The sequence below is a fragment of the Streptomyces sp. NRRL S-244 genome (assembly GCF_000717915.1).
Classification (GTDB): Bacteria; Actinomycetota; Actinomycetes; order Streptomycetales; family Streptomycetaceae; genus Streptomyces.
Genome location: NZ_JOCX01000012.1, coordinates 204,923 through 217,065 on the forward strand (window position 1 = coordinate 204,923; position 12,143 = coordinate 217,065).

Here is a 12,143-nt window from a genome sequence, read left to right on the forward strand (position 1 = left end):
CGGCAGGAGCCGTCGAATGACCCTTTCCGAAGCCCGTTTCGACACCGGTGAAGAACTCGGCTCCATCGATCTCGCCGCCCTGCCCCGCGCGTTCGCCTGGGGCACCGCGACCTCCGCCTACCAGATCGAGGGCGCCGTCGCCGAGGACGGCCGCGCCCCCTCCATCTGGGACACCTTCTCCCACACCCCCGGCGCCGTCGACGGCGGCCACACCGGCGACACCGCCTGCGACCACTACCACCGCTGGCGCGAGGACATCGCCCTGATGCGGGAGCTCGGCACCAACGCCTACCGGATGTCCATCGCCTGGCCGCGCGTGGTCCCCGGCGGCGACGGCCCGGCCAACCCCAAGGGCCTCGCCTTCTACGACCGGCTCGTCGACGGCCTGCTCGCCGCCGGGATCACCCCCTCCGTCACCCTCTACCACTGGGACCTGCCCCAGGCCCTCCAGGACCGCGGGGGCTGGCCCGAGCGGTCGACCGCCGAGCACTTCGCCGCGTACGCCGGGCTCGTCGCCGCCCGCCTCGGCGACCGGGTCACCCAGTGGGCCACCCTGAACGAGCCGCTGTGCTCGGCGTGGATCGGCCACCTGGAGGGGAGGATGGCCCCCGGCTGGACCGACCTGACCGCCGCCGTCCGCGCCTCGTACCACCTGCTGCTCGGCCACGGGCTCGCCGCCCAGGCCGTACGGGCCGCCGCCCCCGGCGCGCAGATCGGCATCGTCAACAACCTCTCCACCATCGAGCCCGCCACCGGCTCCGAAGCCGACCGGGCGGCGGCCTTGCGCATGGACGGCCACGTCAACCGCTGGTGGCTCGACCCGGTCCACGGCCGCGGCTTCCCCGCCGACATGCGCGAGGTCTACGCCGTGGACCTCCCCGAGCGCCCCGGCGACCTCGTCGCCATCGCGGCCCCGCTCGACTGGACCGGCCTGAACTACTACTTCCCGCAGACGGTCGCCGCCGACCCGGCCGGCCCCGCCCCGTACGCCCGCCAGATCGACCGGCCCGGCGTCGCGCGCACCGGCATGGACTGGGAGGTCGACGCGAACGGCCTCGAGGTCCTGCTCATGCGGCTGACCGAGGAGTACGGGGCCCGGCGCATCCACGTCACCGAGAACGGCTCCTCGTACCACGACACCGTCGCCGCCGACGGCAGCGTCCACGACCCCGAGCGTGCCCGCTACCTGACCGGGCACCTGGCGGCCTGCGCCCGCGCCGCCCGCCGCGGCGCACCGCTGGCCGGCTACTACGCCTGGTCCCTCCTGGACAACTTCGAGTGGGCCTACGGCTACGACAAGCGCTTCGGCCTGGTCCGCGTCGACTACGCCACCCAGCGCCGCACGGTCAAGACCAGCGGGCGCCGCTACGCCGAGGTGATCGCCGCGCACCGGGCGCTGTGAGCCCCGCGGCCCCCGCCGCGCCGCGCCGTGCCCGCGCCGCTTCTCGGGGCGGGCACGGCCTTTCGTGATGGGATGGGAGGCGGTGCTTCCACCAGCTCACGGCTCATGGCACACGGAGAGGTCGGGTAGATGTCCGAGGACACCATGCGGGCGATGGCGTACGAGACGTACGGCGGGACGGAGGTGCTCACCGAGACCGAGCTGCCGATGCCCAAGCTGGCCCCCGGCGAGCTCCTCGTCCGGGTCAAGTGCGCCTCGGTCAACCCCATCGACTGGAAGATCATGGCGGGCGGGCTCGACCTCCTGATGGACGTCATGTACCCGGTCGTCCCCGGCTGGGACGTCGCCGGGACGGTCGAGCGGGTCGGCATCGACACACCCGAGTTCGCGGTCGGCGACGAGGTCATGGCGTACGCCCGCAAGGACTACGTGCACGGCGGGACCTTCGCCGAGTACGTCAGCGTGCCCGTACGGGCCGCGGCCGCCAAGCCCGCCTCGCTGAGCTGGCAGGAGGCGGCCGGCCTGCCGCTGGCCGGGCTCACCGCGTACCAGCTGCTCACCCGGCTCGCCACCGGGAAGGACGACACCGTCCTCATCCACGGGGCCGCGGGCGGGGTCGGGTCCTTCGGCGTGCAGATCGCCCGCGCGCTGGGCGCCCGGGTCATCGGCACGGCCTCCCCGCGCAACCACGACCGGCTGCGCGAACTCGGCTGCGAGCCCGTGGAGTACGGGGAGGGCCTGGTCGACCGGGTGCGCGCGCTCGCGCCCGACGGGGTCACCGTCGCCGCGGACTTCGTCGGCGGCGTCCTCGACGTCACCCAGGCGGTCCTCGCCGCGGGCGGCCGGCACGCGTCCGTCGCCGATCCCACCGTGCTCGGCGCGGGAGGCCAGTGGATGTGGGTCCGGCCCGACGCCGAAGGCCTTGCCGAACTGGGCAGGCTCGCCGACAGCGGGCTGCTCACGGTCACCATCGCCAAGACGTTCCCGCTCTCGCAGCTCGCCGAGGCCTTCGAACTCAGCCAGACGGGACGCACCGCCGGAAAGATCGTCCTGGAGGTCTGAAGCTCCCTCAATCGTTGCTGACCGTCGCCATGTTGTGCAGATCGACCATCGTCCGCACGGCCGGGGGCAGCCAGTCCCCCTCCGGCTTCGCGTCCCCGCCGCCCAGGCGCTCCAGGATCTGCGCCGGGGTCGGCCGGGCCGCCGGGTCGGGGGAGAGGCAGGCCGTCACGATCGCCGAAAGGTCCGAGGGCAGCGACCGCAGGGCCGCCCCCAGCTCCGCTCCCGCCGGGAAGGGCGCGGCCCCGCACGCGTGGGCCAGCACCATCCCGAAGGCGTACGCGTCGACGGCCGGCGTGAGCGGAGCCCCCGTCAGCTGCTCCGGGGCGAGGAAACCCAGGGTGCCGATCAGGAAGTCCGTCCGGGTCAGGGCGGTGGCGTCCAGCGCCCGCGCGATGCCGAAGTCGATGACCCGCGCACTGGTCTCCGCGATGATGATGTTGCCGGGCTTCAGATCGCGGTGGACGATCCCGCAGGCGTGGATCCCCTCCAGCGCCTCGGCCACCCCCAGCGCCAGGGTGCGCACGGTCCGTGCGGGCAGCGCTCCGTGCTCCCGCAGTACGGTGGCCAGGGACGGGCCCGGAATGTACTCCGTCACCAGCCAGGGCTGTTCGCCTTCGGCCGACGCGTTCACCACTGGCGCCGTGTGGAAACCGCCCACCCGGCGCACGGATTCGATCTCCCGCGCGAACCGCTTGCGGAACCCCGGATCCGCCGCCAGGTCCGCCCGTACGACCTTCACGGCCACCTGCCGCTCACCCGGCGACAGCCCCAGGTAGACCGTTCCCATGCCGCCCTCGCCGAGCCGGGCCGTCAGCCGGTAGCGGCCGATCCGGCGGGGGTCTCCCGGCTGCAGCGGATCGTGCTGCACGGGTCGTACGGGCCGTACGGGCCGTACGGGAACCCCGTTCGGAGTCGCGGCCCGTGCGCCGCCGCGGCGGTGGATCTCCGCGACCGCCACCTCGGACTCGGCCCGTAGGATCGCCGCCTGCTTCTCCCCTTCGGCGCGCAGGATCTCGGACTGCCGGACGCCCTCGGCCTGGAGGATCGCGGCGCGCTTTTCGCGGTCGGCGCGCAACTGCCCCTCCATCGCCGCCCGGATGGCGGCCGGAGGCTCGATCTCCTTGAGTTTGACGCGGTTGACGCGGATGCCCCACTTGCCGGTGGCCTCGTCGAGGACTCCACGCAGGGCGGCGTTGATCTCCTCGCGGGAGGTCAGGGTCCGCTCCAGGTCCATGCCGCCGATGATGTTGCGCAGGGTGGTGACGGTGAGCTGCTCGATGAGCGGCCGGAGCGTTCGACGACCGCGGCGCTGGCCTGCGGGATCACGTGGGTCGCCTTGACCAGTGCGATGAAGGCCAGAACCACCAGAATGACCAGGACGATGATGATCGGTTCCATGCGGTCCTCCGTGCCCTTCCGGCCGGCTGTGCTGCCCCGTTGATCGGAGTCTCGCAGACCCCCGGGGCCGCGCACACCGATTGGGCGAGGTTGCCGCCGAGCAGGGGAGTGCAGGGCGGCCCCCCGGCCGCCCCGCACTCCCCGGCCTTCCGTGGGTCAGGGGAAGGAGACGACCGTGGAGGGGGTCGTGGACGTGCCCGAGGTGGGTGCGCCCGTGGTGTTGATGACGTGCTCGTACTGACCCTGGCCGCCGAGCGAGACGACGAGCAGGTCGTGGAACTTCACGCCGGGCTTCACCGGCGCCTGGAATCCGTGGTCCTGACGGATCGTCGGGTCCACGTTGTAGTAGCAGTAGCTGCCCAGGCCCCAGCCCTCGTGGACGGTCACCGAGTCGGCCACCTTGTACGCGGCGTATCCCTTGGTCGTGCCGTTCTGGATCGCCGCCTGGTTCGGGGCGTCGTACGCCTTCTCGTTCTGGAAGAAGACCGTGCGGCCGCGCTCGCCGTTCCACTGCACGTCGTACTTGTTGAAGTGCTCGACGAACAGCCCGGTGGCCAGTACGTCGTCACCGTTCACGCGGAACCCGTAGTCGGCGCGGTTGGTCTCCCAGCCCACCCCGTCGCCGTGGTCGGCCCGCCAGATCCAGGTGTGGTCGACGATCGTGTCGTGGTTGTTGATCACCATGCCGACGGTGGCCTTGCCGGGGCCGGCGCCGCCGACCCGGATGAACACGTCCTGCACGGTCGTCGGGTTGGCGCCGTGGTCCGTGGCCGTGCCGGCCGGGCCGACCTCCAGCAGGCTCGGCGAGTTGACCGGCCCGGCGTCGATCAGGAAGCCGGCCAGCCGCACCCCGTCCACGTCGGCGACCTTCATCGCCGTCACCCCGTTGTCCGGAACGATCGTGGCGAGGCCGAGACCCAGGACGACCGTGTCCGCACGGTTCACCTGGAGGGTCTGGTCGACGTGGTAGACGCCGGGAGTGAAGAGCAGGTGCAGGCCCTGGGCCAGGGCCTGGTTCATCGTCGCGGCGGTCGTGCCCGGCTTGACCAGGTAGAACCGGCTCAGCGGGAGCGAGGTGCCCTGCGGCGCGCCGTTGCCCCACGAGGTCCCGCGCGCGTTCTCGCGCTTGGCCGGGACGAAGACCTTGTACTCGGTCCCGTCGAGGTAGAGGAGGGGCTTCTCCCGGGAGACGGGAGTGGTGTCGAGCGTGGTGTACGGCGGGTTGGGGAAGGACTGGGCGGGCGCGCCCTGGACCCCGGAGAAGACCTGGTTCCAGACGCCGTTGCCCCAGCCGCCGATCGCGCTGTCGCGCGTGTACCACTGCTGCTGCGAGTAGTTGCCGACCTGTCCGTCGATCTTCGAGTCGGCGATGTAGCCGCCGGAGGCCCAGCCGTAGCCGTCGGGGGCGAGGTTGAGCCCGCCCTTGACGTGCATGCGGCGGAAGGGCGCGGCCTGGGACACGGCCCAGCGGTCGGTGCCGTTCACGGGGTTGAGCGCGAGGTTCTCGGCCGAACGCCAGAAGTTCTGGGTTGCGTTGCCGCCGAACCAGCCCGCGTCGACGGTCACGTCGCCGTTGATGGTGGTGTCGTCGGGGCTGAGGCCCAGACCCGAGATGGAGGTGTAGAAGCCGATCTGGGCGTTGAGGCCGTTGTACGTGCCCGGCTTGAAGAGGAACTGGTAGCGGCCGGCACCGAACTGGGCCGACTCCTGCTGCCGGAACACCTCGTCCAGCCTGGCCTGGATGTTCGGGGTCGACGGGTCGAAGACGATCACGTTGGGGCCGAGGTCGCCGCCGCCGGGGAGGGTGGGGCCGCCGCCGGAGGTGCCGAAGACCTGGAACTCGTAGAGGGAGTAGCCCCACTGGGTCGCGCGCTGGGTGCCGTACACGCGGACGTAGCGGGCGGTGCCGGTGATGGCGTGGGTGGCGACCCCGCCGGTGGCGGCGGTCGTGGAGTGGGCGGTGCTCCAGTGGGCGCCGTCGTCGGACAGCTCGATCCGGTACGCCTTCGCGTACGCGGTCTCCCAACGCAGTACGACCTGGCTGAGCTGGGCGGGGGCGCCGAGGTCGACCTGGATCCACTGCGGGTCGGCGAACTGGCTCGACCAGCGGGTGGCGTTGTCGCCGTCGACGGCGGCGGAGGCGGGCGTGCCGGCGTTCTCCTCGCTGGAGGCGGTGACGGGTCTGCCTTGGGACAGCAGGACGGGTGCGGCCTGGGCGGCGGCTCCCGGGAGGAGCACGAGCAGGGCCGCTATGAGCGCGGTGACGAGGGCCGCGGCCGTCAGTCGCGGCGGATGGTCCGAGAGGCGGGGCATGGGGGGCTCTCCTGACGTCGTGGATCCGGGGGGATCGAAGCGTGAGTGAACTGCCCGCCATGGGGGCCGTCAAGGGTTTCAGCGTTCATGAAGTGAACGTCTGAGAGGGTGTCAATTGCCCGTGGGGCCTGTGAACTCGGAGTTTCTTCAATCCTTGTGAAAAGTGTTGACGAAAAAAGGTGGCAGGACTCTACTGAGACGCCTGGCCGCTCTGTCCCGCCGCGCCCGCTGGGACCCGCTCGGCGGGACAGGGCTGGGTCGTCTTCGGAGAGTGACCCTGGGATGAAGGTGAGAAGTCGCGTGCGTTCGTTACTTGGCGCCACGGAGTGGGCGGTTCACCGGAGCGAGGGGACCGCTCCGCACTCCGCCCAGGTGACCTCGACGCCGGGGAGGTCGGCGGACCAGCGGTCCGCGAGCGCGGCCAGCCCGGCCGCGTCGGGCGGGGCCGCGCCGAGCCCGATCGCGTACCGGGCCGAGACGGGGGAGAGCGCGAAGGGACGGGGCCAGGCGTGCGCGTCCCGGACACCGGCCTCCGCGAGGGCGCCGAGCAGGGCGCGCATCCGGCCCCGGGCCCGGCCCAGGTGCTCCTCGAACTCCCGGGGCTCGTCGGCCCGTACGGTCACCACCGCCCATGCCGCGTGCCGGCGGTGCATCGGTGGGGTGGCGGGGGTGAAGGCGGGGGCGGGCGCGGGGGTGGGGGCCTCGGCCTCGATCTCCGCGGCGAGCTCCGTCTCCAGGAGCTCCCAGGTGTGGTAGAGCTCCCGGACCAGCAGATCGCGTAGCCCCGGGCCGACCTGGGCCGTGCAGCTGCGGACCGGCGCGGAGGGGGTGAGGACCGTGACGGGGTCGGGGTCGGGGGCGGAGCCGGGGGTTGGGGCCGGGGCCGGGGGTGTCAGGGCGACCGGGTCGCGCCAGTCCCAGGCGGCCCAGGTCCCGAAGAACTCCCGGAGCAGGGCCGCGGGGGACAGGTCGACGGCCTCCCGGACCGTACGAGCCGCCAGCACGGCCCAGGCCAGCCCCGGCAGCCCGCCGAACGGCGCCGAGTCCAGCCCCCGGGCGCGGGCCCACGACTTGACCTCCCGGGCCAGCCGGACGAACTCCGCATGCCGTTCCGCGCCCACGAAGTCCCGTACGGCATCGGCGTCGCTGACCGCGCCGAGCGCGATCGCGGCCGCCTCGCCGAGCTCCGCCCGCAACTCCACCGCCCGCGCCGGGTGTACCGCGCCCGTGGCGACGAGCACCAGGTCCACATCCCGTCCTGCCGCCCGCAGCCGCAGCCCCGGGACCCGCGCCCCGACGACCTCCCGCAGCCGCTCGGCCTCCGGAAGTGCTGCCGCGACCCGCCCCCGTACCTCCGCGATCCCGGCCGTTCCCGGCAGGGCCGCGACCAGGTCGAGGTCCGCCCCGGGCAGGGCGCAGCCCATGCGGCGGGACCCGGCGAGGTGCACCGCTCCGTCGCCCAGCGCCTCCGCGATCCGGGCGGTGAGGGCCTCCGCATCGGCCTCGACCCGGGCCTTGCGGGCCGATGGTGCTTCCGGCTCGGATTGCGGGTCCGGTACCCATCGCCACGCGCCCGTGCCGAGTTCCACCGTCGCCCGTACCCGCATCGGCCCGTCCCCGCGCCGGGACAGCACCGCGAGCTCCCCGACCCGGGCCGAAGTCCCGCTCCCGGTCCCGCTCCCGGATCCGCCGAGTCGCGCGGCGAACTCCGCCAGTGCCCGCTGCGGATCCCGGCTGCGCCCCAGCGTCAGGTGCGGGGTGAAGCCGTCGCGCCCCCGGCACCCCGGGAACCGCTCGGCGAGCCCCCGCCGCAGCTGCTGCCACGGCTGGTCGCCGGCCGCCGCCGGGTCCAGCCACAGCGTGGCGTCCTCCCGGTGCCCGAAGCTGTGCACCCCGGCCAGCCGGGCCGTGAACGGCGCCGCCTGCGCGGCCACTTCGGCCAGCAGCGGCAGGGCCGCCTCGAACGAGGACTCCGGTACGAAGCCGAACAGCAGGTTCACGTGCGCCGGCCAGCGGTGGACCGCCGGGTCGTGCGCGCGGCGCAGCTCCTCGACCGCCGGATCGTGCGGCGGCAGCCAGGCCACCGCCGTCCGCGCGGTCGCCCGTACGTCGAGCACCGCGCGCCCGTCACCCCGCTCTCCGAAGTCCACCACCGCCTCCACCCCGAAGTGGTCGGAGATGAACAGCCCTTGCGGACCAGGGGTGTTGCCCCGCAGGGCGGCCTCCCGTACCCGTGCCCCCGCCGAGCGCAGCAGGACCCGGTCCAGCCGGCCGGGCCGCCCCGACAACGAGCCCACCGCGGCCAGCGGATTGGCCACCGGATCGAAGGTCGGCGTGGTGTCCCGCGCCCCGTGCACCTCGGTCCAGGCGTCCCGCATGCCCAGTGCCGCCGCGGGCCCCTCCGGTCCGGAGCGTCCGTCGTTGAAGTCGCCGAGCAGCGCCGCGTCCGCCTCGATGCCGCTCAACCCCTCTGTGATCCGCGCCAGTTCGGTGCTGCGCCGCCCGGCGCCGTTCTCCGTGTGATCACTCGTCAGATGGACGCAGGCCACGACGAGGGGGCCGCCCGCGGTGTCCACCGTCACCGCCGAGACCGCCTTGTGCGGCCCCAGCAGGTGAAGCCCCGCCTCCCGTACGGGCAGCCGGCTCAGCACCAGCAGCCCGCTCGCGGCGACGTCCTTGCCGCGCGGATCGGTACCCACCGTGTACGCGGCGCGCACCCACGGCTGCGCCAACAGCATGTCGAGCAGCGCCGGTTCGACCTCCTGGAGGGCGATCACATCGGCGTCGGCGGCCGCCAGGTCGGCCAGCAGCATCGGCCTGCGCAGGGCGGTGCCGATGTGCGGGGCGTCGTACCGGTCCCACAGGGTGTTCCAGGTCAGCAGCCTGACGCACTGCGGCCCGGGGTCGGTTCCGGCCGGGGCCTCGGCCGGCCGCCAGGCACCGCCGCCCGCCGGATCCCATGCGTACGGGGTCCGGGCGGTGAAGAACGGGGCCCGCAGGAGCCGCGGTTCGCGGACCCGGCCCGCCTCGGTGGAGTCGATCAGGTCCACACCGCTGGCCCGGTCCCATACGAGCTCGCCGTCCGCCTCCACGAACAGCACCCGGTGCCAGGGGATGTCGCCGCCCGGCACGAAGGACGGCAGCGGGACCCGCTTCGGCGGCGCCCCGCGCTGGAGCAGCCCGAACACGAAGCGCGCGGGATCGAAGCGGGGGTCCCAGCGGACCTGGTGGTAGAGCTCCTCACTGGTACGCATCAGCCGTCCTCGCCCACTGCCGTAGCCACTGCCACTGCCGCGGCCGCCGACACCGACGCCGTCCCGGCCGCGGCTTCGATGGACCCCGCCGTGTCCTCCACCGTCCCACCCGCCCCGATGTACCGGATGCGGTGCGCGGCCCCGTGTCCCGGATACGGCGGGCTGAACCGGTGCAGCTGGGTGCTCAGTACCTCCGCCGGCACGGGATGGGGCCGGACGGCATTGCGCCTGACCAGCTCCGCCTCCTCGACCAGCACCACCGCCTGGGTGACCAGCGCGTCCCGGCGCCGCGCGACCGCACCGGCCAGGCCCCGCTGCTGTTCGGTGAGGGAGGTGGCGTCCCACACCACCGTGGAACCGGCTCCCGCCGCCGCGGCCAGCGCGGCGTCCAGCCGGTCCAGGCCCTCGCGCAGCACGTCCGCATTGGCCCGCTGGTCGGCCCGGGAACCCCGGGCGGCGCGCAGATCGTCCAGACTGATGTACGCGGCCACGCCCGGCAGGCTCCGGGCGTAGGTGCTCTTCCCGCTGCCCGAGGGCCCGCACAGCTGCACCAGCCGCGGGAAGCCGCCGTCCCGCCACCGCCAGGTCGCGGCCACCGCCTCCTCGGCGGTGGAGATCCCGCCCCGCCCGAACGCCTCCCGGGCCTCCGCCCAGCAGCGGTCCGCCGCGTCCGCGCCGAGACCCCCGAGGGCCTCCCGCAGCCCCGCGCGCAGCGGGCCCAGCGGATCGGGGCCGAGCAGCCCCGCCTCCTCGGCGTACAGCGCGGACCACTCGACGCACTCCCGCGCCTCGGCATCCGCCGCATCCCCCGCGGCCGCCCCCGCGAGCGCGTGCAGCACCCCGAGATCGGCGGCGACGGCCATCCGGACCAGCCCGGCCCGCCGCCCCTCGTCCGGGAACGGCCGCTGCAGGTACGGGTAGAGCCCGACCAGGTCGGCGACCCGCCGGGCGAGCGGCATGCCGACCGGCCCCGCTGCCAGCCACGCCCCGATCCGGGCCCGCGGCGCGCAGTGCAGTACGGCGGCCAGCACCCCGGCCAACCGGTCCTCGCCGGTGCGGCGGGATGCGAGCGCGTCGAGCCGGCCCGCCACCTCGGCGACGACCTGCTCGACTCCCGCGAGGACCGTCTCGGCTCCCGCGGCGACCGGCTCGACTCCGCCGCCGACGGGCGCGGACTCCAGGCCGAGGGCGGCCGCCAACTGCGCCGCATCGGGCTCGGAGCCCGAGCGCACCGCCCACAGCGGGGCCTGCGGACCGAGTCCGTTCGCCACCACCTGCGCGTACATCCAGTGCGTGTCCGTCTGTACGTGGCCGCCCCGCACCCACTTGGCGACGTACCGCCCGAAGTCCGCCCGCGCGAACCCGGCCACCGTCCGTACGACGTACCCCTCCTGCCGCGTGGTGTCGAGCCGCAGCTTGCGCAGCGCGCGTTCGTCGAAGACGCCGCGCCAGAGCACGCGTGGGGTGGGCACCCCGAGGCCGTGCAGGAAGCTCACGGTCCGGTCCCAGTCCAGGCAGTGCTCGCCGGCCCACACCGAGAACCCGTAGAACCAGCTGTCGAGGTCCTCGTACGGGAGCGAGTGGCGGGCGTACAGGTTCTCCCCGCACACCCGCCACCCCGCCGGTATGCCGGCGCCGATCCGGCTCTGGAGGCCCTTGACCCAGGCCCGTGAGGGGTGGTGGCCCGAGTCCAGCGAGCGCGCGTGGAGGCCGTCCGCGTACAGGGTGGTGTTCTCCCCGTCGAGCTTCTCGGTGACCACGACCTCACGCCCGGCCAGCCCCGCGAGCCCGGCGGCGCGCACGTCGTCCGCCGCCGCCCCGGGGGACCAGGGCAGGTGCGGGGTACGGGGGTAGTGCGTGCGCATGGCCGGCTCCAGCAGTGACGACATGGGTTCGGCGTCACTCTAGGTATCCGGAGCCGGGGCATCCAATCAATAACGCGGCCCCTCGGGCTTCAGGGCCTCAGGGCCTCGACCCCTCGGGCCTCAGGGCCGGCGGCCGGCCCAGGCCACCAGCCGGTCGACGGCCGGGGCGTCGGGGTCCACGGTCACGACCTCGGCGAACGGGATGCGCCCGCCGCGGGTTTCGGCCGGCAGCGCGCGACGTACGACGCCGATCACCCGCTCGATCAGGGCCGTGTCCCAGTCGGGGCTCTGGCCGGTCGCCTTGGCGAGGTCCCAGGTGTGCACGATGAGTTCGTGGGTGTACACGGCCGCGGCGGCCGCGCCCGGCAGGACGCCCATCGGAAGGCGCAGCTTCCGGTCGAGGATGTCCGGGTCCGCCCACACCTCCGCCACCTCGCGGGCGCCCGGCTCCCAGGCCGCCGCCCAGGCGCCGTCGGCGATCTCGTCGGCGAAGGAGGGGACGCTGAACGGGTCTTCGCCCCGCCCGATCACCGAGATCCGGCGGACGACGGCGACGAGGTGGCTGGACAGCCGCCGGACGTCGAACTCGTCGCAGGGGGTCTGGGCGTCGTACTGCTCGGGCCGCACGGCGGCGAGGGTACGGCCCGCCAGCTCAACGGCCGCGGCGAGGTCGAGCCGCGGATCGAAGGAGGGGGCGGAAGAGGAGGCGACGACGGTCCCGGTGTCGGTGGAGGTGGTCTCGATGAGCTGCTTGGTCTCGTTCATGTGTTCATCCTGAAAGCCAAACTGGCCACCTTCTGGCCAGTTTTCCGAAGAGAATGAAACGGACCGCGAAAGACGGGAACGTCA

General features: G+C 73.8%; 7 protein-coding genes and 1 pseudogene. 2 read left to right on the plus strand and 6 right to left on the minus strand.

The annotated features are described in order from the left end of the window. The first annotated feature begins 16 nt into the window (after positions 1 to 16). A complete protein-coding gene (locus tag IF02_RS0117430; RefSeq protein WP_051696285.1) occupies positions 17 to 1,402 on the plus strand; it encodes a GH1 family beta-glucosidase in 1,386 nt (461 codons plus the stop codon). 144 nt (positions 1,403 to 1,546) lie between these two features. Next, on the plus strand, positions 1,547 to 2,464 hold the full coding sequence (locus IF02_RS0117435; protein WP_030157903.1) for an NADP-dependent oxidoreductase: 918 nt from the start codon (positions 1,547 to 1,549) through the stop codon (positions 2,462 to 2,464). A gap of 7 nt (positions 2,465 to 2,471) precedes the next feature. Here the strand turns inward: IF02_RS0117435 and IF02_RS35560 are convergent, their stop codons facing one another. The 6 genes and pseudogenes from IF02_RS35560 to IF02_RS0117460 all read right to left on the minus strand — a co-directional run bounded on the left by IF02_RS35560 (position 2,472) and on the right by IF02_RS0117460 (position 12,059). Then, a complete protein-coding gene (locus tag IF02_RS35560) occupies positions 2,472 to 3,251 on the minus strand; it encodes a serine/threonine-protein kinase (protein ID WP_234318243.1) in 780 nt (259 codons plus the stop codon). Between the two features lie 129 nt (positions 3,252 to 3,380). Next, positions 3,381 to 3,862, minus strand: a pseudogene (locus IF02_RS35565) (SPFH domain-containing protein); the annotation flags it as partial. 156 nt (positions 3,863 to 4,018) lie between these two features. Further along, the gene (locus tag IF02_RS0117445) at positions 4,019 to 6,175 is read right to left on the minus strand and encodes a discoidin domain-containing protein (RefSeq protein ID WP_030157905.1); all 2,157 of its coding nucleotides are present in this window, start codon (positions 6,173 to 6,175) and stop codon (positions 4,019 to 4,021) included. Positions 6,176 to 6,510: 335 nt separating this feature from the next. Beyond that, entirely contained in the window at positions 6,511 to 9,429 is a 2,919-nt protein-coding gene (locus IF02_RS0117450) for a poly(A) polymerase (protein WP_030157906.1), read from the minus strand. After that, entirely contained in the window at positions 9,429 to 11,294 is a 1,866-nt protein-coding gene (locus IF02_RS0117455) for an RNA ligase family protein (protein WP_051696307.1), read from the minus strand. Before IF02_RS0117455 ends, IF02_RS0117450 begins: the two co-directional genes overlap by 1 nt. A 120-nt stretch (positions 11,295 to 11,414) precedes the next feature. Beyond that, complete coding sequence (locus tag IF02_RS0117460; RefSeq protein ID WP_051696286.1) at positions 11,415 to 12,059, minus strand: TIGR03086 family metal-binding protein; 645 nt, start codon at positions 12,057 to 12,059, stop codon at positions 11,415 to 11,417. Between the last annotated feature and the right edge of the window lie 84 nt (positions 12,060 to 12,143).

What these genes read in the sequence shown, in the direction of transcription:
- IF02_RS0117430 (WP_051696285.1), top strand. Translation starts at nt 17, where the DNA reads ATGACCCTTTCCGAAGCCCGTTTCGACACCGGTGAAGAACTCGGCTCC.
- IF02_RS0117435 (WP_030157903.1), top strand. Translation starts at nt 1,547, where the DNA reads ATGCGGGCGATGGCGTACGAGACGTACGGCGGGACGGAGGTGCTCACC.
- IF02_RS0117460 (WP_051696286.1), bottom strand. Translation starts at nt 12,059, where the DNA reads ATGAACGAGACCAAGCAGCTCATCGAGACCACCTCCACCGACACCGGG.
- IF02_RS0117450 (WP_030157906.1), bottom strand. Translation starts at nt 9,429, where the DNA reads ATGCGTACCAGTGAGGAGCTCTACCACCAGGTCCGCTGGGACCCCCGC.
- IF02_RS35560 (WP_234318243.1), bottom strand. Translation starts at nt 3,251, where the DNA reads ATGGGAACGGTCTACCTGGGGCTGTCGCCGGGTGAGCGGCAGGTGGCC.
- IF02_RS0117445 (WP_030157905.1), bottom strand. Translation starts at nt 6,175, where the DNA reads ATGCCCCGCCTCTCGGACCATCCGCCGCGACTGACGGCCGCGGCCCTC.
- IF02_RS0117455 (WP_051696307.1), bottom strand. Translation starts at nt 11,294, where the DNA reads ATGCGCACGCACTACCCCCGTACCCCGCACCTGCCCTGGTCCCCCGGG.